The organism is Sphingomonas qomolangmaensis, from assembly GCF_024496245.1.
Classification (GTDB): Bacteria; Pseudomonadota; Alphaproteobacteria; order Sphingomonadales; family Sphingomonadaceae; genus Sphingomonas; species Sphingomonas qomolangmaensis.
In genome coordinates this window covers 151,068-175,061 of the sequence record NZ_CP101740.1, presented here as the reverse complement: position 1 = coordinate 175,061, position 23,994 = coordinate 151,068, and the positions used below count along the sequence as shown (strand labels likewise).

The 23,994-nt window shown below is 67.8% G+C and carries 24 protein-coding genes; 8 read left to right on the top strand and 16 right to left on the bottom strand.

The features are described 5' to 3' along the window. Positions 1-95 precede the first annotated feature (95 nt). The 5 genes from NMP03_RS00910 to NMP03_RS00890 form a co-directional block, all read right to left on the bottom strand. Entirely contained in the window at positions 96-281 is a 186-nt protein-coding gene (locus NMP03_RS00910) for a hypothetical protein (protein WP_256506687.1), read from the bottom strand. An 8-nt stretch (positions 282-289) separates the two neighbouring features. Then, positions 290-1,441: a PepSY-associated TM helix domain-containing protein gene (locus NMP03_RS00905; RefSeq protein WP_256506686.1), complete on the bottom strand. Its 1,152-nt coding sequence runs from the start codon at positions 1,439-1,441 to the stop codon at positions 290-292. A gap of 384 nt (positions 1,442-1,825) precedes the next feature. Next, positions 1,826-3,754 (bottom strand): 1-deoxy-D-xylulose-5-phosphate synthase, encoded by a 1,929-nt coding sequence (gene dxs, locus NMP03_RS00900; RefSeq protein WP_256508172.1) that lies wholly within the window; start codon positions 3,752-3,754, stop codon positions 1,826-1,828. A 64-nt stretch (positions 3,755-3,818) separates the two neighbouring features. Then, positions 3,819-4,280, bottom strand: a complete 462-nt coding sequence (locus tag NMP03_RS00895) for a Fur family transcriptional regulator (RefSeq protein ID WP_256506685.1) — start codon at positions 4,278-4,280, stop codon at positions 3,819-3,821. A 44-nt stretch (positions 4,281-4,324) separates the two neighbouring features. Further along, positions 4,325-4,705, bottom strand: coding sequence for a MerC domain-containing protein (locus tag NMP03_RS00890; protein ID WP_256506684.1), 381 nt, complete (start codon positions 4,703-4,705; stop codon positions 4,325-4,327). A 167-nt stretch (positions 4,706-4,872) separates the two neighbouring features. On the opposite strand from NMP03_RS00890, the gene NMP03_RS00885 reads away from it, so the two are divergent. From NMP03_RS00885 to NMP03_RS00860, 6 genes are all read left to right on the top strand, one after another. Next, the gene (locus NMP03_RS00885) at positions 4,873-5,931 is read left to right on the top strand and encodes a COX15/CtaA family protein (protein ID WP_406698023.1); all 1,059 of its coding nucleotides are present in this window, start codon (positions 4,873-4,875) and stop codon (positions 5,929-5,931) included. Continuing rightward, the gene (cutA, locus tag NMP03_RS00880) at positions 5,928-6,245 is read left to right on the top strand and encodes a divalent-cation tolerance protein CutA (protein ID WP_256506683.1); all 318 of its coding nucleotides are present in this window, start codon (positions 5,928-5,930) and stop codon (positions 6,243-6,245) included. The genes NMP03_RS00885 and cutA overlap by 4 nt, the downstream gene beginning before the upstream one ends. A gap of 148 nt (positions 6,246-6,393) precedes the next feature. Further along, on the top strand, positions 6,394-6,873 hold the full coding sequence (gene rplM / locus NMP03_RS00875) for a 50S ribosomal protein L13 (protein WP_037526769.1): 480 nt from the start codon (positions 6,394-6,396) through the stop codon (positions 6,871-6,873). Beyond that, positions 6,873-7,421, top strand: a complete 549-nt coding sequence (rpsI, locus tag NMP03_RS00870) for a 30S ribosomal protein S9 (protein ID WP_256506682.1) — start codon at positions 6,873-6,875, stop codon at positions 7,419-7,421. Before rplM ends, rpsI begins: the two co-directional genes overlap by 1 nt. 286 nt (positions 7,422-7,707) lie before the next feature. Beyond that, on the top strand, positions 7,708-11,160 hold the full coding sequence (locus NMP03_RS00865) for an autotransporter domain-containing protein (protein WP_256506681.1): 3,453 nt from the start codon (positions 7,708-7,710) through the stop codon (positions 11,158-11,160). A gap of 169 nt (positions 11,161-11,329) precedes the next feature. Next, positions 11,330-12,076 carry a class I SAM-dependent methyltransferase gene (locus NMP03_RS00860; protein WP_256506680.1) on the top strand — a complete coding sequence of 249 codons (747 nt, stop codon included), beginning with the start codon at positions 11,330-11,332 and terminating at the stop codon, positions 12,074-12,076. 397 nt (positions 12,077-12,473) lie between these two features. Here NMP03_RS00860 and NMP03_RS00855 read toward each other — a convergent pair whose 3' ends face one another. After that, a complete protein-coding gene (locus tag NMP03_RS00855) occupies positions 12,474-13,223 on the bottom strand; it encodes a metallophosphoesterase family protein (RefSeq protein WP_256506679.1) in 750 nt (249 codons plus the stop codon). After that, a complete protein-coding gene (locus NMP03_RS00850) occupies positions 13,220-14,059 on the bottom strand; it encodes a diacylglycerol/lipid kinase family protein (RefSeq protein WP_256506678.1) in 840 nt (279 codons plus the stop codon). Before NMP03_RS00850 ends, NMP03_RS00855 begins: the two co-directional genes overlap by 4 nt. Before the next feature lie 191 nt (positions 14,060-14,250). Between NMP03_RS00850 and NMP03_RS00845 the strand changes: the two genes are divergently transcribed. Next, positions 14,251-14,538, top strand: a complete 288-nt coding sequence (locus NMP03_RS00845) for a hypothetical protein (RefSeq protein ID WP_256506677.1) — start codon at positions 14,251-14,253, stop codon at positions 14,536-14,538. Positions 14,539-14,575: 37 nt separating this feature from the next. Here the strand turns inward: NMP03_RS00845 and NMP03_RS00840 are convergent, their stop codons facing one another. The 4 genes from NMP03_RS00840 to NMP03_RS00825 form a co-directional block, all read right to left on the bottom strand. Next, entirely contained in the window at positions 14,576-15,115 is a 540-nt protein-coding gene (locus NMP03_RS00840; RefSeq protein ID WP_256506675.1) for a GNAT family N-acetyltransferase, read from the bottom strand. Further along, complete coding sequence (locus NMP03_RS00835; RefSeq protein WP_256506673.1) at positions 15,112-15,903, bottom strand: LysR family transcriptional regulator; 792 nt, start codon at positions 15,901-15,903, stop codon at positions 15,112-15,114. Before NMP03_RS00835 ends, NMP03_RS00840 begins: the two co-directional genes overlap by 4 nt. A 121-nt stretch (positions 15,904-16,024) precedes the next feature. Beyond that, complete coding sequence (apaG, locus tag NMP03_RS00830) at positions 16,025-16,420, bottom strand: Co2+/Mg2+ efflux protein ApaG (RefSeq protein WP_256506672.1); 396 nt, start codon at positions 16,418-16,420, stop codon at positions 16,025-16,027. Next, positions 16,417-17,622 carry a trans-sulfuration enzyme family protein gene (locus tag NMP03_RS00825; protein ID WP_256506671.1) on the bottom strand — a complete coding sequence of 402 codons (1,206 nt, stop codon included), beginning with the start codon at positions 17,620-17,622 and terminating at the stop codon, positions 16,417-16,419. The genes apaG and NMP03_RS00825 overlap by 4 nt, the downstream gene beginning before the upstream one ends. 83 nt (positions 17,623-17,705) lie before the next feature. Between NMP03_RS00825 and NMP03_RS00820 the strand changes: the two genes are divergently transcribed. Further along, complete coding sequence (locus NMP03_RS00820) at positions 17,706-18,995, top strand: phospholipid carrier-dependent glycosyltransferase (protein WP_256506670.1); 1,290 nt, start codon at positions 17,706-17,708, stop codon at positions 18,993-18,995. Here NMP03_RS00820 and NMP03_RS00815 read toward each other — a convergent pair. The 5 genes from NMP03_RS00815 to NMP03_RS00795 all read right to left on the bottom strand — a co-directional run bounded on the left by NMP03_RS00815 (position 18,992) and on the right by NMP03_RS00795 (position 23,971). After that, complete coding sequence (locus NMP03_RS00815; protein WP_256508170.1) at positions 18,992-20,113, bottom strand: glycosyltransferase; 1,122 nt, start codon at positions 20,111-20,113, stop codon at positions 18,992-18,994. The genes NMP03_RS00820 and NMP03_RS00815 overlap by 4 nt on opposite strands. Continuing rightward, entirely contained in the window at positions 20,113-21,159 is a 1,047-nt protein-coding gene (gene leuB, locus NMP03_RS00810) for a 3-isopropylmalate dehydrogenase (RefSeq protein WP_256506669.1), read from the bottom strand. The genes NMP03_RS00815 and leuB overlap by 1 nt, the downstream gene beginning before the upstream one ends. A gap of 28 nt (positions 21,160-21,187) precedes the next feature. Continuing rightward, on the bottom strand, positions 21,188-21,919 hold the full coding sequence (gene recO, locus NMP03_RS00805) for a DNA repair protein RecO (protein ID WP_256506668.1): 732 nt from the start codon (positions 21,917-21,919) through the stop codon (positions 21,188-21,190). Between the two features lie 205 nt (positions 21,920-22,124). Continuing rightward, the gene (locus NMP03_RS00800; RefSeq protein ID WP_256508169.1) at positions 22,125-23,012 is read right to left on the bottom strand and encodes a GNAT family N-acetyltransferase; all 888 of its coding nucleotides are present in this window, start codon (positions 23,010-23,012) and stop codon (positions 22,125-22,127) included. A gap of 2 nt (positions 23,013-23,014) precedes the next feature. Beyond that, positions 23,015-23,971, bottom strand: coding sequence for a polysaccharide deacetylase family protein (locus NMP03_RS00795; RefSeq protein WP_256506667.1), 957 nt, complete (start codon positions 23,969-23,971; stop codon positions 23,015-23,017). Positions 23,972-23,994 lie beyond the last annotated feature (23 nt).

Genomic DNA, 23,994 nt, shown 5'->3' with positions numbered 1-23,994 from the left:
TCCCGCCTGCGGGAGAGGGAGGGAGGCGCGCAGCGCCGGAAGGGTGAGGGCCTGTCCGAACCCCGTTCGGTTCAAGCAAACGGGGCCCGGCGCCCCTATCCGCGCCGGAACCGCATCGCCCAAATCACCGCTGCCACCGGCAACGCCAGGGCGACCCACGACACGATGTCGGCCGCCCCGTCGCCCAGCAGCGCCGCCACCAGCCCGATCATGCTCGCCACCGCGAGCAGCAGCGGCACCGCGAAGATCGCGCCGGTCGATCGCGAGCGCGGTCGATGCATCACCCCGCTCATTCAGCCGGCACCAGCACGCCGCCGCTTTCGACCTCGCGTGCCTTCGCCTCGCTCGATGCGTGGCGCTTGGCGAACCACAGATACAGCCCCGACCCGAGCACCAGGATCGTGAACAGGTCGAGCACTGCCCACAGGATCTTGAGCGGCAGCGCGCCATAATCGCCGAAGTGCAGCGGCTGCGACAATTGCAGCGCCTGGACATACCAGGGCATCGGTCGCACCGCCGCCAACGCGCCGGTGCGCGCATCGACCAGCGCGGGCGTCAGCAGCCCCTTGGTCAGCGGCGTATCGCCCTGCAGAAACACCGCATAATGCTGGCGGCTGCTATAGGCGACGCCAGGAAAGGCGACGAACTGCACCCGGCTGCCCGGTACCGCCGCCTTGGCGGTCTCGACCGCGGCGTTGATCGATGCGAGCCGGGTCGGCACGGGCAAGCCGCGCGCGTCATGCTCGCGGGTGATCGCGGCCAGATCGTCGCTGCGCCACTGCGCGATGATCGGCTCGGCGAGCGTGTTTATCACCCCCGTGAGCCCGACTACGCTCGCCCAGGCGAGCACGACGACCCCGAGCAGATTGTGATAGTCGAGCCACTTCGTCCGCCGCGCGCGGCCGGTGCGGACGGTCCCGAAGTCGAGCTTGCGCATGAACGGCGCGTAGAGAACGACGCCCGAGACGATCGCGGCGAGGAACAACACCCCCATCGCGCCGAGGAACAACATCCCCGGCAGCCCGGCGAACATGTCGGTGTGGAGCTGCAGGATGAAGTCCATCACCCCGTCCTGCGCGATCGCGCCGACCAGCGACCCGTCACGCTGGTCATAAGCGGTCAGCGTCATCTCGGCCCCGCCGGCATCGGGCGAGGGGCCGGTGGTGACGTTCACGACGGGGCGATCCTCGTCGAAGCTCATATATAGCCCGACCTCGCCCGGCCGATCGGCCAGCGCGCGCGCCAGGATCGTATCGAGCGACTGCAGCGGCGTCCCTGCCGGCATCGCAGCGATCGGCGGCTGGTCGTCGAGCAATTCGTCGATCTCGTGGTGGAAGATCAGCGGCAGCCCGGTGATGCAGAGCATCAGCAGGAAGGCGGTGCACACCAGGCTCGACCAGCTGTGCAAAACCACCCAGCCGCGGATCGTCCGGCGGGTCATGCGGCGAAGGTGCGGCTGAGAACCATTCGCAACCGCTAGCGCGAACCATTCGCAACTGCAAGTGCGGCTTTCGGCCAGGCCGATCCTCCCCCTTCAGGGAGAGGTGGCAGCCCGAAGGGATGACGGAGGGGGCGTCACGACAACCGCAGCGTCCGCGGCAGCCCCCTCCACCGCTCCGCGGTCCCCCTCCCCCTGAAGGGGAGGAGTGGGTTTTTGATCGGTTGGGCTCGAACACCCAAACCCCGTTCGTCCTGAGTAGGAACTGAGCGTAGGCGAAGGCCCGTATCGGAGGACATGGCCCAAGCGGGCCGCATGCTTCGATACGCCGCTTCGACAAGCTCAGCGGCTACTCAGCACGGACTGACGAAAAACGAAAGGCGAACCTTAAGCCCGCGCGTCCCCAACCCGGCCCACATCCTCATTGTGCCGCAGCGCCTTCAGCACCGTATCGACGATATGCACCGCGTTCAGCCGTGCCTCGTCATATTGCTTGTCGGGCTTGTCCTGGTCCTGGAAGATGTCGGGCAGCCGCATCGTGCGCAGCTTCAATCCGCCGTCGATCAACCCCTGGTCGCTTGCCAGCGTCAGCACGTGCGCGCCGAGGCCACCGACCGCGTTTTCCTCGATCGTCACCGCGACCTCGTGCGTCGTCAGCAGCCGGCGAATCATCGCCTCGTCGAGCGGCTTGGCGAAGCGAAGATCGGCGACGGTGGTCGACAGCCCCTTGGCCTCGAGCGTCTCGGCGGCCTTCATCGCTTCCTCAAGCCGGGTGCCGAGCGACAGGATCGCCACGGTCTTGCCCTCGCGCACGATCCGCCCCTTGCCGATTTCGAGCAGCTCGGGCGTCTCGGGCAGCGCGACTCCGGTGCCGTTGCCGCGCGGGTAGCGTAGCGCGATCGGGCCGCTGTCGTGGCAGACCGCAGTATAGGTCATGTGGACCAATTCGGCTTCGTCGGCGGGCGCCATGATGACGAAATTGGGCAAGGTCGCGAGGTAAGTGACGTCGAACGACCCGGCATGGGTGCAGCCATCGGCGCCCACCAGGCCCGCACGGTCGATCGCGAAGCGCACCGGCAGGTTCTGGATCGCGACGTCATGAACCACCTGGTCATAGGCGCGCTGGAGGAAGGTCGAATAGATCGCGCAGAACGGGCGCATCCCCTGTGCCGCAAGGCCGGCGGCGAAGGTCACCGCATGCTGTTCGGCGATCCCCACGTCGAACGCCCGCGTCGGGTGCGCCGCGGCAAACTTGTCGACCCCGGTGCCGCCGGGCATCGCCGCGGTGATCGCACAGATGCGTTCGTCGGTCTCGGCCAGCTTCGCCAGCGTCTCACCGAACACGTTCTGATAGCTTGGCGGCCCCGGCGGTGCCTTGGCCTGCGCGCCGGTGATGACGTCGAACTTCTGGACGCCATGATATTTGTCCGCCGATTCCTCGGCGGGGGCATAGCCCTTGCCCTTCTTGGTCACGACATGGACCAGGATCGGGCCTTCCTCGGCATCGCGGACATTTTCGAGCACCGGGATCAGGTGATCGAGATTATGCCCGTCGATCGGCCCGACATAATAAAAGCCCAGCTCTTCGAACAGCGTGCCGCCCATCGTCAGCCCGCGCGCGAACTCGTCGGTCTTGCGCGCGGCGGCATGCATCGGGCGTGGCAGGCGGCGCGCGAATTTCTTGAGCGTCTCGCGCAGCCCCAGGAACTCGCGGCTCGACACGATCCGGCTGAGATAGGCCGAAAGCCCGCCGACCGGCGGCGCGATCGACATGTCGTTGTCGTTGAGGATCACGATCAGCCGGTTGCCCGCCTGCTCGGCATTGTTCATCGCCTCATAGGCCATGCCCGCCGACATCGATCCGTCGCCGATCACCGCGATGCCCTTGCCCGGCGTTCCGGCCAGCTTGTTGGCGACCGCGAAGCCCAACGCCGCCGAGATCGAGGTCGAGCTGTGCGCCGCGCCGAACGGGTCATATTCGCTCTCGGCACGCTTGGTGAAGCCGCTGAGGCCCCCGCCCATCCGCAGCGTGCGGATCCGGTCGCGCCGCCCGGTCAGGATCTTGTGCGGATAGCATTGGTGCCCGACGTCCCACACCAGCCGGTCGACCGGGGTGTCGAACACATAGTGGATCGCAACGGTCAGCTCGACGACGCCAAGCCCCGATCCCAAATGCCCGCCGGTCGTGCCGACCGCCGAAATCGTTTCGTGGCGCAGCTCGTCGGCCAATTGGCGCAGATCGGCTGGCTTGAGCTTTCGCAGGTCGGCCGGAACATCAACCGTGTCGAGCAGCGGGGTCGCAGATACGTCTACCATCATGGTGGTGTACCGCGTCGCTTCGGACGTGTCGAATGTTACTGCCGTATTGCGTTGATTGTGATTAAGCCGTGCAATCGGCGCACGTCCCGCGCACTTCGATCACCGGTCGGGTCGGCGAGAAGCCCGAATCGGTCGCCGCCGAGCGTACCGAACCGGTGATCTTGTCGTCATCGATATGCGTGGTCTGGCCGCATAGGTCGCACACCAGGAAGATGCAGTCGTGCAGGCATCCCGGGTGCGAATTCGCGACATAGGCGTTCGCACTCTCGACGCGGCGCGCCAGGTTCGCCTGCACGAACAGGTCGAGGATGCGATAGACGCTGTTGGCGGCGATCCGCCGACCCTCGCTCTTCGATACCGCCTCGGCGATGTCATAGGCCGAGGCGGGCTTTTCGAACCCGGCGAGCGTCTGGAAGATACGCTCGCGCATCGCGGTCCATTGCTCACCCGCCTGCTCCAGCGTCTTGCGCGCAGCGGTCGTTAGGTCGTCGCCCTGCGGCTCGTGATGGTCGTGCGAATGCATGATCGGGATGTAAGCGCGAGCGGCCCGCGCGGCAAGCAAGCCGGTCAGATCACCGCGCGGCGATTGAGGTCGTGACCGAGCGCCAAGATGCCGACGCCGATCATCGTCCAGACGATCTCGCCCGATCCGTGCGGCAGCGTCATCGCACCGCCCATGATGCCAAGGCCCAACGCGCCGATCGCCGGCGGCATGATATAGCCATGCTTCACGATCCCGCGCCCCAGCGCTAGCGCGCCGAGCAGGATCGCGATCCCCAGCCCCAGTTCGTGCACCCAATCGGCGACGAATTCGCCCGCGACGGTCGACAGCAGCGCCACCACCGCCGCGCTCGCCAGGCAGTGCATCACGCACAGCGCCGACACGCCGATCGCGATGCGATCGAGCATGCCATCAGCGGCGAAACGGGAAGCGATGCGACTGGCCATGGCTGCCATCTAGGCCAGCATGGGCAAGGTTACAACATCACATCGGCGATTTTTCTGCCGCTGGCACCTGCTACCGGCTTAGGTCCGCAGCGACATCGCGCGCCCGCGCCCCATATGCGCACCAGCCGCCATCGACGCCCGATGCGCGAAACGCTAAAGGCCCGATCGTGTCGCATATCGCCTCCCCCTCCGCCCTGCCCGCCGCATCGGCGCGCATCGCCGCGCGCCCCGCGGCGATCGCCACCTGGCTCTGGACCGTCGCGCTGTTGATCGTGCTGATGGTCGCGGTCGGCGGGATTACGCGGCTGACCGAATCGGGGCTGTCGATCACCGAATGGAAGCCGGTGTCGGGCGCGGTCCCGCCGCTGAACGACGCGGCATGGGCGAGCGAGTTCGCGAAATACCAAGCGACCCCCGAATATCGCGAAATCAATGCCGGGATGAGCCTGGCCGATTTCAAGTTCATCTATTTCTGGGAATATATCCACCGGCTGCTCGGCCGCTTGATCGGCCTCGCCTTCGCGCTGCCGCTGCTGTGGTTCGCGGTGCGGCGGCAGATCCCTGGGGGCTATGCGCCGCGGCTGGTGCTGCTGCTGATCGCCGGCGGCATGCAAGGCGTGGTCGGCTGGTGGATGGTCACCTCGGGCCTCGCCGAGCGCACCGACGTCAGCCATTTCCGGCTCGCGGTGCACCTCAACATGGCGCTGGTGATCCTCGCCGCGGTCGTGTGGACCGCGCTCGACATGCGGCGCCTGGCGCGCGCCCCCGCTGCGCCCGCCGCACGACTCACGAAGGTGGCGGTGGTCACCGGCGGCGTGTTGCTGTTCCAATTGGTGTTCGGCGCGTTCGTCGCGGGGATGAACGCCGGACTGGTGACCAGCGAATGGCCGCTGATGAACGGGCGGCTGGTGCCGCAGGTCGATACCAGTGGCGGCGTGCTGTCAGCTCTGGTGAACGACCCTTGGGCGATCCACTTCATCCACCGCTGGTGGGCATTGGTCGCCTTGGTGGCGCTGGTCGTGCTCGCGCGCGCCGCCAAGGGTGCGGGCAACCGTCCTGCATCGATCGCGATCCACAGCGCGGTCGGCATCCAGGTGCTGCTCGGCATCGCCACGGTGATGAGCGGGGTGAACTTCCACGCCGCGGTGACGCATCAGGTGGTCGGCGCGCTGCTGGTCGCGTCTGCCGCGTGGGGCGCGCATGCCGCCGGACGGCGCGCGGCATGAGCGACCTCGCGCTGCTCCACGTCACCTTCGGCACCGCCGAGGAAGCCGAATCGGTCGCGCGCGCGGTAATCGAGGAACGCTTGGCCGCCTGCGCTAACGTCATGCAGTCGTGCACCTCGATCTATCGCTGGAAGGACAATATCGAGACCGAGATCGAGGTGCCGGTGTTGTTCAAGACCGGGATGGAGCAGGCGCTGGCGCTGCGCGACCGGATCACCCAGCTCCACAGCTACGACACCCCCGCGATCGAATTATGGCCCGCGGCGACGAGCGAAGCCGCGCTCGAATGGATCGACGAGTCGACCGGCGACTGATCGCTCGAAAGCCATAGGTATCCCGATACCCGTCAGCAATCGCCCGGTTGCCTTGACTTCCAGCCCCCTTCTGCGCATTAGCGCTGCCACGACGCCGCTCCCGCCGGGGCGGCGCCCTGCGTTTATACTCACATAAGGTCCAAGCCCCATGAAGGCGCTCATGAAGACCACCAAGTCGGTGAAGCCGGCTGAGGTGGAGAAGAAGTGGCATATCGTCGATGCCGACGGCCTGGTGGTCGGTCGCGCGGCGACGATCATCGCCAACGTGCTTCGCGGCAAGCACAAGACCAGCTTTACCCCGCACGTCGATTGCGGTGACAATGTCATCGTCATCAACGCCGAGAAGGTCCGCTTCACCGGCGGCAAGGCGGCGAAGAAGGTCTATTACAAGCACACCGGCTATGCCGGCGGCATTAAGGAAGTCACCGCAGCCAAGGTGCTCGAAGGTCGCTTCCCCGAGCGCGTGCTCGAAAAGGCGATCGAGCGGATGATCCCGCGCGGTCCGCTCGGCCGCCAGCAGATGCGCAACCTGCGCATCTTCAAGGGCACCGAGCATCCGCACGAGGCGCAGAACCCCGAAGTCCTCGACATCGGCAGCATGAACCGCAAGAACAAGGTGGGCGCATAATGTCCGACAACCGCCAGTCCCTTTCTGACCTCGGCGCCATCGCAGCGGGCCAGCCCGTCGGCGAGCAGCAGCCACAGAACGGCGAAGCCACCACCGGCGAAACGCCTGCAGCTGCTCCGGTGTATTCGAACACCCCGCTGCGCGAGCAGATCATCGACCAGTATGGCCGCGCCTACGCGACCGGTCGCCGCAAGGACGCCGTCGCACGCGTCTGGCTGAAGCCGGGTTCGGGCAAAATCGTCGTCAACGGCCGCGACCAGGAAGTGTATTTCGCACGTCCGACGCTGCGTCTGGTGATTAGCCAGGTCTTCGAAGTCGCCGATCGCACCGATCAGTACGACGTCATGTGCACCGTCAAGGGCGGTGGCCTTTCGGGCCAGGCCGGCGCGGTCAAGCACGGCATCGCGCAGGCGCTTACCCGCTACGAGCCGGTGCTTCGCGCCCCGGTGAAGGCGGCAGGCTTCCTGACCCGCGACAGCCGCGCGGTCGAGCGCAAGAAGTACGGCAAGGCGAAGGCGCGTCGCAGCTTCCAGTTCTCGAAGCGCTGATTCGGCCTTCAAGGCTGCTGAAAGGGGGCGATCCGGCAACGGGTCGCCCTTTTTTTGGCGTCGTGACATTGCCGCCACAGTCTTTGCCCTCAGCGAGCCCGAATACTGCCGATTAACGGTCCATTAGGCTCGCTTGACAAGCGCCCGACGAACAAGTGATTGTTTCCCCATATAAGCGTTTAGGGGGAATATAATGACTTTCACGGGGTTTACTTCGGTTTCGCGTTGCGTCGCCACGCGCCGGGCATTGTTGGGCTCGGTTGCGCTTGCCGGCACTATCGCGGCGATGCCTGCCCAAGCACAGCAAACCGAGTTTTCGGGGCTGCGCGCTGGCTATCTGACGCCGGGCACCGCCGAACTGTCGCCGCACGCCGCGCCGATCTCGATCGGCCTGCCCGATCGCGACGAAGCCGAGCTGGCACCCCATAGCAACGTCACGCCGCCGCCGCTGACGGTGCAGATCGCGCCCGAGCCCGACATTCTGGTCGCCGACCCCGCCACCCCGACCACTGCGCGCGACCCGGTGAACATCACCGGCATCGGCCAGATGGTCACCGATGGCGGCGGCGGATCGGTGGGGTTGTGCACCGGCACCTTGATCAACCCCCGCACCGTGCTGTTCGCGGCGCACTGCGTGAACGGCCGCCCGGCAACCGCTTATGGCCAGGCTTCGGGCGGCACCGGTATCGCCTTCGGGTTCGAAACCAACACCCGCGCCAACGGGCCCGGCCAGACCGACGAACTGGTCCGCTGGCTGCTCGGCGGACCCGGTGGCGCCGGGCGCTTCCAGACCAACGTCGCGCAGGCGCTCTACAATGTGAACCAGGTTGCCTATAACCCGCTGTCGCTCGAGCCCGAAGCCCGCAGCTTCCTGTACGGCGACGTCGCGCTGGCGACGCTCGACACGCCCGCAGCCAACGTCCCGACCTGGGCGGTGCTGTTCTCGCCGCTGCCCGCCCCTGGCACGATCACCGCGCAGAACGGCACGGGCTACAACGTCGCGCAATATGGCTATGGCAACAACGGCACCGGCTCGACCGGCCGCCTCGGCAGCGATTTCCGCCGGCGCTCGGCGGAGAATATCCTCGGTGCGCTGACCGACCTGCAGACCTTCGAGGGCTTCTTGTTCGGCGGGCCGGCCAACGGCCTCACGCAGAACCTGTATTTCCTCGATTTCGACGACCCCCGCCGCGGCCAGGCGGGCGCCAGCCCGTTCGACTTCAACGCCTTCCGCGACAATGCGCGCGTCACCAACGGCGTGGTCACCGAAGGCGGCACCTCGCAGGGCGATTCGGGCGGCCCGCTGGTGTTGCAGAACTTCGCCAAGCAGATGGTGATCGGCGTGCTGTCGGGCGGCTATGACCGCTTCTTCGCCGGCCAGCCGGCGAACGGCTATGGCACCGTCGGCTTCTACCAGCCGCTCTACCTCTATTGGGACTGGATCGCGGGCAACAACCCGTATCACTATGTCACGACCAAGGCTGGCGACGGCGCGTGGACCGACGCGAATCACTGGCTCACCACGCTCGATCCGGCGTACAACGTACTGGTCGGCGGTCAGGTGGTTAATGGCATTCCCGGGCTGACCGGCGAGCAGAAGACCGGCACCAGCGGCGATTTCGGCCAGATCTGCTTCCAGGACCGCGTATCCAGCGAGTGCCTCGACACCCGCACCGGCCAAACGTCGATCACTGCCAACCCGATCGGCACCGCGGGCAACAACGCCGGCAGCGCGGTGGTCGCACAGGATGGCGCGGCGGGCGCCGCGTTCGACGGCGTCGAGCTCGCACCGCAGGCGGCAGCGGTTGCTCCGCCCGCCCCGACACTGGTCAACGGCCTGCCGGGCGCGAGCAACTTCGTCCCCAACAACGTCGATCCGGTCCGCGCGACCGGCGCGCGCGCGCAATATTACGACGTGACGCTCACCGCGGCGGGCACCACGACGCTGTCGGGCGCCAACATCGTGATCGACCGGCTGACGCTCGGCGGCGCCTCGTCGGGGCTGACGATCGCGTCGGGCGCATCGCTCACCACGCTGATCAACACCACGCAGTTCGCCGGCGTCAACACCGTCAACGGCGCGCTGACAACCGTCGGCGACTATACGCTGATGGGTGGCGCGCTGATGGGTAGCGGGCGGATCAACGCGCCGTTCCTCACCAGCATGCTCGGCCGCATCGCGCCAGGGACGATGGGCACCACCGGCACGCTGACGATCGCTGGCAATCTGGTGCTGGCATCGGGGAGCCAGTATCTGGTCGACCTGGGCGGCGTGGGCGTATCCGATCGCGTCGCGGTCGTTGCTGGCAGCGGCCAGACCGGGCTGGCGACGCTCGGCGGCACCGTCGGCTTCCAGACGGTGACCGGCTATCGTCCGCGCGACGGCGATGCCTACACGATCCTCACCGCCGCGGGCGGGGTGACCGGACGGTTCAGCAACACCCCGGGCGCGTTCAGCGCGATCCTGACGCCGATCCTCGCCTATGGTCCCAACGCGGTGACGATGCGCATCCAGGCGGGGCTCTATGCCAACGTCGTCAACCGCTCGTCGCGGGTACAGACCGCCTATGCGCAGTTGCTCGACCAGAACCGCTCGAACTACGCCGCGCTGTCGGGGCTCTACGGCGAATTCGATCTGCAGAACCAGGGCACGATCCGCGCCCAGCTCGAAAACCTGGCGCCGCGCACTGCGCCGCTGATGAGCCAGATGGGCACGGTGGCGACCGACACCGCCTCGCGCTTCTTCCGCGATCGGATCAACAACATCGCCGATGGCGGCCAGGGCGGTACGCTGGCGATGTACGGCAAGCCGGTGCAGCTTGCCTCGGTCGCGGCGACCAGCATGAACCTGGCCGGGATGGTCGACAGCGATGTGGGCAGCGGCGCAATGGTGCAGGAAGGGGTTCTGCCCGATAGCGTCGCGGTGTATCTGGCAGGCGGCTATATCGACGGCAACGGCGTCGGCCTGCCCAGCGTCCAGAGCTTCGGCCGCAACCAGTTCGACGGCTTCTTCATCGCCGCGGGCGTCGAGCATCTGATGGACGAAGCCACGACTCTTGGCTTCGGCCTCACCTATTCGGACCTCAACGGTACCACCGTCGCAGCGGGTGATTCGGCGGGCAGCGAGCTGTTCCAGGGCACCTTCTATGGCAGCACGCGCTATGGCGCACTGGTGGTCGATGCGCAGGCAAGCGCCGGCGTGTTCAAGGTCGACAGCAGCCGGATGGGAGCGATCGGCGCCAACAGCTTCACGCTGACCTCGGAAGAAAACGCCTTCACCTTCTCGAGCGAGGGCGGCATCGGCCTGCTCGCCGAATCGGGGGGCGTCAGCTTCAAGCCGCGCGCGTCGCTGCGCTACAGCCATATCGGCTTCACCAACGTCGCCGAAGAAGGCGGCGGTCCGGCGCTGCGCTACAACCTCGGCAGCTTCGACAGCGTCCAGGGGCGTGCGGGTGCCAGCGCCAATGCGGTGCTCGGATCGGTAAAGCCCTTCGTTTCGGCGAACTATGTCCACGAATTCCTCGACGCGCCCGGCGCGTTCGGGGCGAACTTCGTGAACGGCATCGGCAACGCGGCGCTGTTCTCGCTGCCCTCGACCGATCGCGACTGGGCCGAGATCAGCGGCGGCTTCACCTTTGGCAGCGAGCGCGTGAGCGCGACGATCGCCGCCGAGCGCACGATCGAGCGCGACGACATCCGCAACGCGACGCTGCGCGGGACGGTCGCCATCCGCTTCTGATCGCACAGCAAGACCGAATGGGGGGCGGTTCGGCGACGAATCGCCCCTTTTTCCTGCACACTTGCGGCCAAGCGAGCCGGCATCGCGGCATAGAAGATTGACGCCGCGCGGGAGTTGTTCGAACACCGGCGCGCCCGATCGCCCGATCGGATCGCGATCGGAACGACTTATGACTACGCGTGAAACCACCTCCTATCTGCCGCGTACCGACGGCATGTGGCCCGACGACGTGAAGCGCCGCTTCGTCGATCGCGCCTTCGTCGTCGCCTTTTTCGCGGTGCAATGGCCCTGGCTCGCGCGCAGCCTGTCGGGCGGGTCGCGCGCGGTGAAGCAAGCGCTGCTCGAGCGGCTCGAGCTCGCCCCCGACGCGCTGCCCAACCTTGGCAGCTGGAAGGCCGATACCGGATTCCTGACGCTGATCGTCGATCATATCGAGCGCAACCGGCCCAAGACGGTGCTCGAACTCGGCGCCGGCGCGTCGAGCCTGGTGGTCGCCAAGGCGCTCCAGCAAAATGGCGGCGGGCATCTGATCAGCTGCGACCAGCATGGCGATTTCATCGCCGCGACACGCGAATGGCTGCACGAACATGGCGTCGACGCCGAAATGCGCGCGACCCCGCTGCGCCAGGCGCCGGGCGACTGGCCGGGGATCTGGTACGACCACGGCCCACTGCCCGAGCAGATCGACATGCTGGTGATCGACGGCCCGCCCTGGACGATCCACCCCTATGTCCGTGGCGCCGCTGAGACGCTGTTCGACCGTCTCCCCGTGGGCGGCACAATACTGCTCGATGACGCAGCGCGTCCCGGCGAGCGCATCGTTGCGGCGCGCTGGCGTGAGCGCTGGCCGAACTTCCGCTTCGACCTGGTCAACAAGGGGACCAAGGGAACGCTGATCGGGGTGCGCGAACGGTAGCTTCCGCAAGCCGCTCCCCCTCCGCCCCCTCCGACGGCCGCTGATGCGCCCGCCACCTCCCCCTGGCGGGGGAGGATGAAGGACCCCCAAATCCTCCCCCGCCAGGGGGAGGTGGCAGCCGAAGGCTGACGGAGGGGGCGGACACGATGGCCTTCGGGGAAGCGCGATTAGTAGCGTGCCGTCACGGAGCCGAGCAGGCTATCCCCTCGAGCCGCTCCCCCTCCGCCCCCTCCGACGGCCGCTGATGCGCCCGCCACCTCCCCCTGGCGGGGGAGGATGAGAACCCCAAATCCTCCCCCGCCAGGGGGAGGTGGCAGCCGCAGGCTGACGGAGGGGGCGGACACGATGGCCCTCGGGGAGCGCACAACGCTACCCGAAGGCGACCGCGCTTCCCGCATCACAATCGCTCGTCGGGCGCATCCATCACCCGCGCGATCGTCTCGAACGCGCGCCCCTCGACCCGGATCTCGTTGAACGACGGCCTTGTCTCACGCACGCGTTCGGACAGCGTTCCCGCACCGATCAGCCGTACCTCGCGTCCTTCGTGCCGGTGATCGATGTCGAACGGATCGTGGACATGCCCTGTCAGCACCGCATGCGCGCCCGCCTTCACCAGCGCCGACAGCGCGCGCTCGCCGCCGCGCGTGCTCGCGCGGGTGCGCGTGCCCGCTTCGATCAGCGGGTGATGCGCGGTCACGAACACCAGCCCGTCATCGGAGGCCGCTTCGATCAGCTTCACCGCCTTGTCCAGACGCCGCCGGCTGACGAACCCCTTCGACCAGTCGAGCCGTAGCTGCAGCCGCGCGGTGGTGCGCAGCGGCACGATCGTCACCCCCGCGATGTCGAGCGGCTGTTCGAGCATCCGTTCGAGCGCGCGATAGCGGCGATAGGGCAGCAGCATCCGCTGCACCGGGTTGTACACCGGCAGGTCATGGTTGCCGACCTCGATCGTCACCGGCCGGTCGAGGCTTTCGAGCCACGCCGCCGCCGCTTCGAACTCGTGTGCGCGCGCGCTTTGCGTCAGGTCGCCGGTCATCAGGATCGCATCGGGCACTTCGTCGCGGACGATTCCCGCGAACCAGTCGAGCGCCGACTGGTCCTCGGCGCCGAAATGCAGATCGCTGACGTGAAAAAGCCGAACCGTCATGCCGCTGCTCCCTGCGCGCGTGTCTCGATGAAATGGCGGCCGCTCATGCCGCCGGTGATCCGCATCCCCGGATCGAGCCGCTGCGGCTCGCCGTCGAACAGCGCCAGCACCGGGCGATCGCCCTCGATCCGCAGATGCGCCGACAGCGTGTGCGTCACCGCGCGTGCCTCGGCCCAATCGCCGCCGATCCACCCCCAACCAAGATCGGCGATCGCGCGCCAGTCGCGCGCATCGACTCCGGCGACGTCGATCCCGCGTTCGTCCGGCGTCACGAACACCGCCTGGTAGCGCCGCCGCAGCTTCACCGATCCGCTGACGCGCACGCCCTTGCCGAAGGTCCGCCCCCAGGCGTGCCGCATCGCGCGGACCAGCGCGAACACTCGCCGCTGGCGCACCGCTTCGCGTGCGCGAAACCATTGCGCCGCGGGGCCGATGATCAGCCCGACGAACGCACGATGCTCGCCCGCCTCGATGAACGGCAGCGCCACCCGCCGGTCGTTGTCGTGCGCCGCGGCGATGATCGCGTGCGGATCGAGCGTGTCGTGCAGCCGCTTGGCGAGCAGGTTCATCGTGCCGCCGGGCAGGATCAGGAACGCCCCGTCCCAATCGGCGAGCGCGCACAAGGCGGCGTTGATCGTCCCGTCTCCTGCGAACAGCACGACCGTATCGGCGCCCGCGGAATCCAGTTGCTTGCCGCTCGGCAGCTTCTCATCGGGAAAGCCGGTGCGCCCCGCAATCACCAGGCCGCGTTCGTCGAACACCGCCTCGATCGCGTCGCATTTTTCCTTGGTCGCCGACCCCGAACTGGGATTGGTGATGAACCATAACTTCCGCATCGTCGCCCCTTGCTGCCACGCTCCCAACGTGGCTGGCGGCAGAAGGATGCAGTGCATCGGCCCGCCCAGATGCATCGACTGCAACCGCACCGCCGATCTTTGCGATTGCCGCAATTGCTGCGCTGCAACAATATCGGGGCGAGAGAGGATGTCGATTGAAGGCGAACATTTCCGCCCCAGGGAGATCGCACATGACCATCAAACTCGCAGCAGCACTCGCAGCAACGCTCATCGCCGCCCCCGCGCTTGCCGACGACGTTCGCCAGGACAAGTTCACGCGCGACGGCCAGACCTATGCCTATACGATCGATCGCCAGGAGGACTCCGTCGTCCTCAGCGGTCGCACGCTGCCGCAGGGCGACAATTTCCGCTTCGTCGTGCGCGGCCGCACCGTCCGCGGCAATGTCGAGGGACGCCCGGTGAATTTCCGCATCGACAAGCCGCTGGTCGCGGCACCGATCCAGACCGCAGCGCGCTGATCCTTCACCGCTCCCTCCCCAGCCGGGAGGGAGCGGGTCAGCCGCGCCATTCCTGTCGCAGCAACCCGTACAGCGTCGTATCGCGCACGCCGATATGCGTTTCCCATTCGCCGCGCAGCCGCCCTTCGAGCTGGAAGCCCAGCCGTTCGAGCAGCCCGCGCGACGCCGCATTGTCGGGATCGGTATCGGCATAGACGCGCCGCTGCCCCTCGGCGAACAGCCGGGTGATGACCGCGCTCACCGCCTCGCGCGCAATCCCTGTGCCCCAATGCGCGCGCGCCAGCATATAGCCGATTTCGGTGACCCCGCCCTGCCGCTTCTCCGCCGCGCCGACAAAGCCGATCGCGGTGTCATCGCCCTTCAGGGTCACGATCCAGCAGCGCCAGCCATTGTCGCTCCGTGCGAACGCCTCGCGCGTCTGCTCGATGCTGGTGTGCGGCCCGTGCGACCACCAATGCATCAGTTCGGCATCGGCATAGCTCGGGTGCAGCGCCTCGGCATCGGCGGGGGTGCGCGGGCGCAGCCGCAGCCGCCGGGTCTTGAGCACCGGCGTGTCGCGCGCCGGAACCACGTTCACGCCGCCAGCGCGTCGACCAGCGCGCGCACCTTCTTTTGGCGCCATTGCGGCAGCGGCGCGACCATCCAATAGCCCGCCGGATAGGATTTGGGGTCGCCGATCATCACCACCCGCCCGTTCGCCAGGTCGCTGCGGACGAGCAGTTCTGGCACCGTCGCGCGCCCGAGACCCGCCGCCGCCGCCTCGATCGCAAGCCCGGCATCGGCGACGCGCACCAGCGACAGCGCGTCCTCGGACAGGCAGCCGGGCCACGAGATCCGCGTGTCGGCACCGCCGCCGGGACGTTCGATCGTGACCATGCCGTCGCTCGACAGCGCCTCGCCCTCATGCTCGCCCGGTCCCTCGCCCCAGCGGATCGCCAGGTCGAGATTGGCCTGCGCGAAGTCACCGCCCTCGTCGCCGCCGACCAGCACGAAGCGCAGATCGGGCTCGCGCGCCGCGATCTCGGCGAGCCGCGGCATCAGCCATTTGTTGGTCAGGTCGCGCGGCGCGGCGATCGTCAGCGATTTCGACGACTGCCCCTGCTGCATCGCGCGCACCGCTTCCTCGAACTGGAGGAAGCCTTCGCGCAACGCGCCCAGCCCGCCCTCGCCCTCGGGGGTCAGTTCGAGCCCCTTGGTGGTGCGACGGAACAGCACGACGCCGAGCGTATCCTCGAGCGCGCGGATCTGCTGCCCGACCGCGGCAGGGGTGACCGCGAGCTCGTCGGCAGCGCGCGTGAAGCTGAGGTGCCGCGCGGCGGCATCGAGGACGCGCAGGCCGTTGAGCGGGAGGTGCGTGCGTTTCATCGATTCCCCCTCCCGCTTGCGGGAGGGGTTAGGGGAGGGCATGTCCGGTGAAGCGAGCCTGAAAGACAGGCCCTCCCCCGCCCCCTCCCGCAAGCGGGAGGGGAGAAGAGCGACAACCCCCTCACGAAACCGCCGGCGCGAGCAGCGCGAATTTCGGGATCGTCACGTCGAACGCGCCGCCATCCTCGCCCAGCATCTGGTACGTCCCCTGCATCGATCCCGTAGGCGTCGCCAAATGGCAGCCCGAGACATAGTCGAAGCTGCCGCCGGGCTCGATCATCGGCTGTTCGCCGACCACGCCTTCGCCCTCGACCGAATGGCGCGCGCCGCGGCCGTCGGTGATGATCCAGTGGCGCGCGAGCAGCTGCACCGCCTGCTCGCCCTCATTCTCGATCCGGATATGATAGGCCCAGAACCAGCGCCCGCGCGCGGGCTCGGACTGATCGGGCAAGTACGACACCGACGTGCGCACGATGACCCCGCCGGTCCGCGCCTCGGTGTCGAACAGCGCCTTCACAGCCCCGCCCGGCTCAGCGCCTGGTCGAGATCGGCGATCAGGTCGATCGGGTCTTCGAGCCCGACGTTCAGCCGCAGCGTGCCCTCGGTGATTCCCATCTCGAGCCGCTTTTCCTCGCTCACGCTGGCGTGCGTCGTCGAAGCGTTGTGCGTCATCAGCGAGCGCGAATCGCCGATATTGTTCGAGATGTCGATCAGGTCGAGCGCGTCGAGCAACGCATGCGCCTGGATCCGCCCCTCGACCTCGAACGAGAAGATCGGGCCGGTCATGTCCATCTGCGCCATCGCCAGGTTATGCTGCGGATGGCTCGGCAGCCCGGGATGGTTGAGCCGCGGCACCCGCGGTTCGAGGAAACGACCGACCTGCAGCGCATTCTCGCTCTGGCGGCGGATCCGCAGGTCGAGCGTCTCGAGCCCCTTGAGCACCACCCACGCGTTGAACGCGCTCAGCGTCGGCCCGGTGTTGCGCGTGAAGGGCAGCAGCGTGTTGGTGATGAAATCCTCGGTTCCGCACACCGCGCCCGCGAGCACGCGGCCCTGCCCGTCCATCATCTTGGTCGCCGAATAGGCGACGACATCGGCGCCGAACTCCATCGGCCGCTGCAGCGCGGGAGTGGCGAAGGCGTTGTCGACCACGGTGGTGACGCCGCGCGCGCGCGCGATGTCGCACACCGCGCGCAGATCGACGATGTCCATCGTCGGATTGGCGGGGGTCTCGAAGAAATAGACCTTGGTCTTGTCGGTGGTCGCATCGGCGAATTGCTGTGCGTCGCGGGCATCGACGATCGTCGTGGTGATGCCGAACTTGGGCAGCAGCGTGTCGGTGAGCCAGCGGCACGACCCGAACAGCGCGCGCCCGGCGACGACGTGGTCGCCCGCCTCGAGCTGGCACAGCAGCGCCGCCGTCATCGCCGCCATGCCCGATGCGGTGGCGCGGCATGCCTCGGCGCCTTCCATCAGCGCGATGCGGTGCTCGAGCATCTCGACCGTCGGGTTCTGCAACCGCGAATAGGTCATCCCCGCCTGGTCGCCCGCGAACCGCGCCGCGGCATCGCCCGCGCAGTCATAGGCATAGCCCGAGGTGAGGAACAACGCTTCGGAGGTCTCGCCGAACTCGCTGCGCATGGTGCCCCCGCGCACCGCTTGCGTTGCGGGACGCCACTTGCTGGTGACGCTGCGATCCTGACCGGTGTTGCGCTTCATGCCGCTGCTTTGCCGGGAGAAGCCAAAGGAAGCAAGACAACCTAATCCTCCCCCTTTGGGAGAGGATTGCGTAAGCGGCTGTCATGCGCCTCGCCCACCGCCCGCTTCTTGTCGCCCTGCTGATCGGCCTCGCCGCGCAGGCATTGTTCAGCATCCAGCTCGGCCGCCCGACCAATCTGGTGTTCGACGAGGTCCATTACGTCCCCGCCGCGCGGACGATGCTGGCGCTCGCCGAGCCCGCGAACACTGAGCACCCTCCGCTCGCCAAGGCGCTGATCGCGATCGGTATCGCGCTGTTCGGTGACAATCCGATCGGCTGGCGGGCGATGTCGACGCTGGCGGGCACCGCGACGGTGCTCGGCGGCTTCGCGATCCTGATGCTGGGGTTCGGGCGGGTGCGGGTCGCGGCGCTCGGCGCATATCTGCTGGCGATCAACCAGACGGTGTTCGTCCAGGCGCGGATCGCGATGCTCGACGGGTTCCTGGGGGCGTTCGTCACCTGCGGGATCGCGGCATTGCTGTGGGCGATGCGCGCGCGGCCCGAGCAGAGGATGGCGCGGATCGTGCTGGCGGGGGCGTTGCTCGGGTGCGCGGTGGCGGTGAAATGGTCGGCCGCGCCCTATGTCGCGGTGGCGTGTCTGGCGGTGTTGCTTCTTTCCCCCGTCCGTCCTGAGCTTGTCGAAGGACCGTCCTTCTTCTCGACCGGGGAAAGAAAGAACATTGCTTCGACAGGCTCAGCGCGAACGGGGATAGGTGGCCGCGCGCTCGCCGCCGTCATCCTCGGCCTCACCGCCCTCGCAGCCTATTTCGCCACCTTTACCCCCGCCTTCTTCTATGCCCGCGACGCGCTTACCCTCGCCGACCTGCTCCCGCTCCAGCAGCAGATGTACGCGCAGCAAACCGTGGTCCTTCGCCCCCACCCCTATCAGTCCGACTGGTGGAGCTGGCCGCTGATGCTGCGCCCGATCTGGTATTATTACGAGCGCGACCTGGGGATCATGCGCGGGATCCTGCTGCTCGGAAATCCCGCGATCTTCTGGAGCGGGCTGGTCGCCGTCGCCGCCTGCCTAGGGGCCGGCCTGCGCGGGTCGCGCGCGCATCTGGCGCTGGCGTTGCTGTGGCTATTCTCGATCGCGATCTATGTCGTGATCCCCAAATCGCTCGGCTTCTTCTATTACTATCACCTCTCGGGCATCTTCGTGACGCTAGCGATCCCGCCCGCGCTGATCCTGTTCAAGCGTGGCAACGCCGATCTTTGGTTCGCGACGGCGGCAACCGCGGTCTTCGTCTATTTCTACCCGATCATCGCCGCCGCGCCGCTGCCGAACGACCAGGCGTTCCTGCGCTGGATGTGGTTCGCCAGCTGGCGCTAGCCCGCCGCCCGGCGCCCATACCGCCCCCAGGTGAAGCGCGACGAAAGCGCGAAATTCCACACCGCCCCCACGACGATCCCCGCCAGCGCCGACACCGCCCAATAGTTCGACTGCGCCGAATGCAGATAGGTCGCGACGCCGACATTCGCCGCCAGCCCGACGCTGCACACCAGCGCGAACGACACCAGCCCCGCCAGCAGCTCGCGCGTGCCCTTCAGCCGCCGGTCGCGATAGGTCAGCATGTTGTTCAGGAAGAAGTTGAAGGTCATCGCCACCAATGTCGCGGCGACCTGCCCGCCGATGAAAGCCCGCTCGCCCCAAAGAGCGACGATCGGCGCCAGCACCGCCATATGCACCACCACCCCCAGGGCACCGATCGCGCCGAACATCACGAAGCGCACCGGCACCAGCCGCCCGAACATCCGATCGTAGAGCGCGATCAGATATTCCATCGCGACCACGTGATCGAGCTTGCTTTCGCCTTCGCCGCGGGTGCGGAACATATAGGGCAATTCCTTGAAGTTCAGCGGCCGCGGACTGGCGGTCATGATGTCGAGCAAGATCTTGAAGCCGATGCCCGAGAGCGTCGGCGCCAAGGCGCGCACCAATGGCGCGCGGATCATGAAGAAACCGCTCATCGGGTCGCTGAGATCGGCCTTGAGCACGCGCCGCGACCGCCGCGTCGCCAGCGCCGACTTCGCCACCCGGTCACGATCCCAAGCCCCGGTGCCACCGCCCGCGACGAAGCGCGAGCCGATCACCACATCGAGCGCCGCGTCGGCCGCCAGCGCATCGGCCATTGCTGGCAGCAACGTCTCGTCATGCTGCATATCGCCGTCGATCACCGCCACCAGCGGCGCGGCGGTCGCACACATCCCCTCGATACACGCGGTCGACAGGCCGCGCCGGCCAATGCGCTGGATCACCCGCACGCGATCATCGCCCCGCCCTATCTCGCGCACCGCCTCTGCGGTGCCGTCGGGGCTGTCGTCATCGACGAAGATGACTTCCCAATGCCGCCCCGCCAGCGCGCGATCAAGCGCCGCGACCATCGGCGCGATGTTGCCGCGCTCGTTGAATACCGGAACGACCACCGCCAGTTCCAGCATGGGGCTCATCATAGCTGGGTCAGGATCGCATCGGCCATCGCGCGGGTCGAGAGCGTGCCGCCAAGATCGCGCGTCCGCGCGCCGCCGACGATCGCCGCCGCCACCGCCGCCTCGATCCGGTCGGCTGGCTCGGCCATCCCTAGCGAATGCCGCAGCAGCATCGCCGCCGACAGGATCGCCGCGGCGGGATTGGCCAGCCCCTGCCCCGCGATATCGGGAGCCGAGCCGTGGATCGGCTCGTACAGCCCCTTGCCCGACCCATCGAGCGCGGCCGAGGGCAGCATCCCGATCGACCCCGCGCACATGCTCGCCTGATCCGACAGGATGTCACCGAACAGATTGCCGGTGACGATCACGTCGAACTGCCCCGGATCGCGCACCATCTGCATCGCGGCGTTGTCGACATACATATGCGTGAGCGCGACATCGGGATACTCGACCGACACCTCGATCACCACGTCGCGCCACAATTGCGAGGTTTCGAGCACATTGGCCTTGTCGACCGAGCATAGCCGCCCGCCACGGGTGCGCGCGGTTTCGAAGCCGACGCGCGCGATCCGTGCGACTTCGGCCTCGTCATAGCGCATCAGGTCGCGGCCTTCGCGCAAGCCCTCGGCGGTGGTGCCGCGCGACTTCAGCCCGAAATAGACGTCGCCGGTCAACTCGCGCACGATGACCAGGTCGATCCGCGCGGCGATCTCGGGGCGCAGCGCCGATGCGTCCTCTAATCCGGCGAACAATTTGGCGGGGCGCAGATTGGCGAACAGCCCCAATTCCTTGCGCAAGCCCAGGATCGCCTGTTCGGGGCGAAGCGCACGCGCCAGCCCGTCATAGCGCGAATCGCCCACCGCACCGAACAGCACCGCATCGGCACGCCGCGCGAGATCGAGCGTCGCGGGCGGCAGCGGATGCCCCGTCGCGTCATAGGCCGCCCCGCCCACCGGCGCTTCCTCGAAGCGCAGGTCGAGGCCGAGCGTCTCGAGCACGCGCCGTGCCTCGGCGGTCACTTCAGGTCCGATCCCGTCCCCGGGCAATATGGCGATCAACTGCGGCATGGCTCCCCCTTGTGGCCTCGCCCATGCCTCACGCAACCGCGCGCTGCAACCGTTCGACCAGCCGCCCGCGCGCCGCCAGCACCTCGGCAGCGCGCCCGGTCAGCAAGTCGCGCTCGAGGAAATGCCGCGTGATCGCGAGACCAGCAAACACCTCATTCCAACCTGCCTCGCCGCCCGCCTGCAGGAACGCCGGCAACGCCAGCAGCCGCGCCTCATAGCCGCTCGCCGCCGCGCGGCTCACCGCGCCGCCGCTCTTGGGGCTGACGAACGCCAAATGTTCGCGCGCGCCGGTCACCACGCATTCCTCGAGCGCCAACCCGAACCCCAGTTCGGCGAGCAGCAGCAATTCATAGCGCGCGATGCTTCCCGCCCAGCCGCGCGCCGAGGGCGCCGCCTCGACCGCGTCGACCACCGCATCGAGCGCGGCATAGATCTGCGGATAGGGCTGCGCCTCGGGCAGCAAGGTCGCGGTGAGCGCGGTCAGCCATTCGAGCGCGGCGGCGGGCAGCGCCTCGTCGAACAACGGCGCGCGGCTATGGACCAGCTCGACCGTCAGCGCCGCCAGCTGGACATCGGTACGCGCGCGCCATTCGCCCAGGATCGCGTTGGCGGGCTGCAACACCGGCCGTATCGCCCGCGATCGCCCGCCGCGCACATAGCCCGGCTGCACCCCGTCGCGCGGGGTAAGCGCCCGCACGATCGCCCCATGCTCGCCATGCGGGCGCACCGACAGGACGATGGCGGGGGAGGAAAGGTGCATGGGGTGGGTCTACAGGTGCCGGCGGATGAAAGGGAGGGGAGATGGAAGGCGCCTTATCCATTCCTCCCCCGCCAGGGGGAGGTGGCAGCCCGAAGGGCTGACGGAGGGGGCTGACACCAACACGCCGCTCGTGTCCGCCCCCTCCACCGCTTCGCGGTCCCCCTCCCCCTGGCGGGGGAGGAATTGCGACGCGTACTGCCTCCCCTCAGCGAGAAGAAACCACCAGCTTCAACCGCGCCACCCCCGCGTCGAACGCCCGCAACGCCGCCAGCGCCACCCGGTTCGCCAGCGTCGCGCGCAGCACCAGCCAATCGGCGCAATCGACATGCCCGGTCGAGAATTGCCGCTTATGCTGCCCCTCGCCCTCGGTGAAGTCGAACCGCGCCAGCCCGCCCTCGGCCATCAGATCGCGCAGCGCCTCGGCCTGCAACACGCTCCCGGGCGACAGCGCGTCGAAGCGCTCGGCATGGCCGACATATTCGTACAGCACGTCGCCGCCATCGATCGGGCAATAGAGATACGCCGCCGCCTCGCCACCGACGAACAACAGCCACGCGCGCACCCTATCCGCCGCCGCCAGCCGCAGCATCTCGGCGACGAACCCCGCGTCCCCGGGCAGGCCCATCGCCAGCAATTTCTCCTGATACGTCTCCGCCGCCAGCGGCCGCGCGATCGCCTGAAAGGCTTCGAGTTGGGCGGGCGTCCGATACCGGCGAATGTCGATCGCCCCGCCCGACGCCGCCGCCAGCTTCTTGGCCTTGCGCTTCAACCCCGATCGCAGATTGCCCGACAGCCCGGCGTGATAGGCATCCCACCCGAGCGCCAGGTCGGCGAAGTAGCGTGGGTAACGCTGGCGTTCTGCGGCGAGCATCCCCGGCAGCACGATCGGGTACCCCGCGGGCAGCGAGAGGATCGAATAGCCGTCGGCATCCGCGGGTAGCGGCGGCAGCGCGGGCGGTCGCCCCTCGATCGCATCGGCAAGCGACACCGCGATCCGCACCAGCCGGCGAGGGAACGCGAATACTGTGCGCGCCCCAACACGGAAGTTGAGTGGCAGGTCTCGGACAACCACCCCCGCCGCCCCGTTGGGCATGCTCACGCCGCCCGTTCCTCGACCATGTTCGACCAAAGCTGCTCGGCCTGCCGCAACCGCGTCCGCACCACATTCGGCCCCAGCGGCGCATCGCCCTGCCCCAGCCGCAACCCGCCAGCCTCGGCATACCACGTCGTCGGCATCGCCTCGGCCCGTGCCGCCAGCATCGCGCACAGCGCCTCGAACCGCCGCATATGCACGCGATTGGCGCGCGTTCCCGTCCGCGCCGCCAGCTCGAAGCCGTGGCTGACGATCGTCACCGCCGCATGATCCTCGCGCGCGGCATGGTCGAGCGCCGCGCGCATCTCGGCCACCGACAGCGCGCAGATCTGGAAATGGCGAAGCTTCCCCGGCGCATCCTCGATCAATGTCACCGGGCATTCGATCACGTCGCGATGCCGCACCGGCGCGATCTGCCGCACCGGCAGCGTGATCGCGCTCGGCCACGGATGCTCGGACCCGTTATGGCTGCTGTCATAGCCGAAGCCCAATTCGGCGAGCGCCGCCAGCGTATCGTCATTGGCGGCATAGCTGCCGCTGCGAAACGCCACCGGCTGCGGCACCCCCGCCGCCACCAGCAGCGCCGCCGCCTCGGCGATCAGGTCGCGCTGCTCGGCCAGCGTATAATCGACCAGCTCGAAGCGCGCATGCGCCGTCCCCCCATCGCCCGCCACCGCGCCTGCCCAATTGGGGTGGAGGTGCAACTGCACCTCCTGCCCCGCCGCCAGGATCGGCGCGACGATCGCCTTGACGACGTCGAGCCCATAGGTGCGCGCGGGCATCGGATCGACGAAGAACGTCGCCTTGAGTCCATGTTCCGCGAGCATGCGCAGCTGATAGCCCACCCCCACCCCCGCGGGCTCGATCGACCGCGCGATCTGTTCGGCCACCGGCAGCCCAGCGGCGTGGTGCCGCCACATCAGCTCGGTATCGACGGTGAGGAACACGCGGGTCGTCATCGCCCCCGCGCTATCAGCGCGCG

Bases quoted from the DNA above. Each gene is read 5' to 3' on its own strand.
- NMP03_RS00910 (WP_256506687.1), bottom strand. From the start codon at position 281: ATGCATCGACCGCGCTCGCGATCGACCGGCGCGATCTTCGCGGTGCCG.
- NMP03_RS00905 (WP_256506686.1), bottom strand. From the start codon at position 1,441: ATGACCCGCCGGACGATCCGCGGCTGGGTGGTTTTGCACAGCTGGTCG.
- dxs (WP_256508172.1), bottom strand. From the start codon at position 3,754: ATGGTAGACGTATCTGCGACCCCGCTGCTCGACACGGTTGATGTTCCG.
- NMP03_RS00895 (WP_256506685.1), bottom strand. From the start codon at position 4,280: ATGCATTCGCACGACCATCACGAGCCGCAGGGCGACGACCTAACGACC.
- NMP03_RS00890 (WP_256506684.1), bottom strand. From the start codon at position 4,705: ATGGCCAGTCGCATCGCTTCCCGTTTCGCCGCTGATGGCATGCTCGAT.
- cutA (WP_256506683.1), top strand. From the start codon at position 5,928: ATGAGCGACCTCGCGCTGCTCCACGTCACCTTCGGCACCGCCGAGGAA.
- rplM (WP_037526769.1), top strand. From the start codon at position 6,394: ATGAAGGCGCTCATGAAGACCACCAAGTCGGTGAAGCCGGCTGAGGTG.
- rpsI (WP_256506682.1), top strand. From the start codon at position 6,873: ATGTCCGACAACCGCCAGTCCCTTTCTGACCTCGGCGCCATCGCAGCG.
- NMP03_RS00865 (WP_256506681.1), top strand. From the start codon at position 7,708: ATGCCTGCCCAAGCACAGCAAACCGAGTTTTCGGGGCTGCGCGCTGGC.
- NMP03_RS00860 (WP_256506680.1), top strand. From the start codon at position 11,330: ATGACTACGCGTGAAACCACCTCCTATCTGCCGCGTACCGACGGCATG.
- NMP03_RS00855 (WP_256506679.1), bottom strand. From the start codon at position 13,223: ATGACGGTTCGGCTTTTTCACGTCAGCGATCTGCATTTCGGCGCCGAG.
- NMP03_RS00850 (WP_256506678.1), bottom strand. From the start codon at position 14,059: ATGCGGAAGTTATGGTTCATCACCAATCCCAGTTCGGGGTCGGCGACC.
- NMP03_RS00845 (WP_256506677.1), top strand. From the start codon at position 14,251: ATGACCATCAAACTCGCAGCAGCACTCGCAGCAACGCTCATCGCCGCC.
- NMP03_RS00835 (WP_256506673.1), bottom strand. From the start codon at position 15,903: ATGAAACGCACGCACCTCCCGCTCAACGGCCTGCGCGTCCTCGATGCC.
- NMP03_RS00825 (WP_256506671.1), bottom strand. From the start codon at position 17,622: ATGAAGCGCAACACCGGTCAGGATCGCAGCGTCACCAGCAAGTGGCGT.
- NMP03_RS00820 (WP_256506670.1), top strand. From the start codon at position 17,706: ATGCGCCTCGCCCACCGCCCGCTTCTTGTCGCCCTGCTGATCGGCCTC.
- NMP03_RS00815 (WP_256508170.1), bottom strand. From the start codon at position 20,113: ATGAGCCCCATGCTGGAACTGGCGGTGGTCGTTCCGGTATTCAACGAG.
- leuB (WP_256506669.1), bottom strand. From the start codon at position 21,159: ATGCCGCAGTTGATCGCCATATTGCCCGGGGACGGGATCGGACCTGAA.
- recO (WP_256506668.1), bottom strand. From the start codon at position 21,919: ATGCACCTTTCCTCCCCCGCCATCGTCCTGTCGGTGCGCCCGCATGGC.
- NMP03_RS00800 (WP_256508169.1), bottom strand. From the start codon at position 23,012: ATGCCCAACGGGGCGGCGGGGGTGGTTGTCCGAGACCTGCCACTCAAC.
- NMP03_RS00795 (WP_256506667.1), bottom strand. From the start codon at position 23,971: ATGACGACCCGCGTGTTCCTCACCGTCGATACCGAGCTGATGTGGCGG.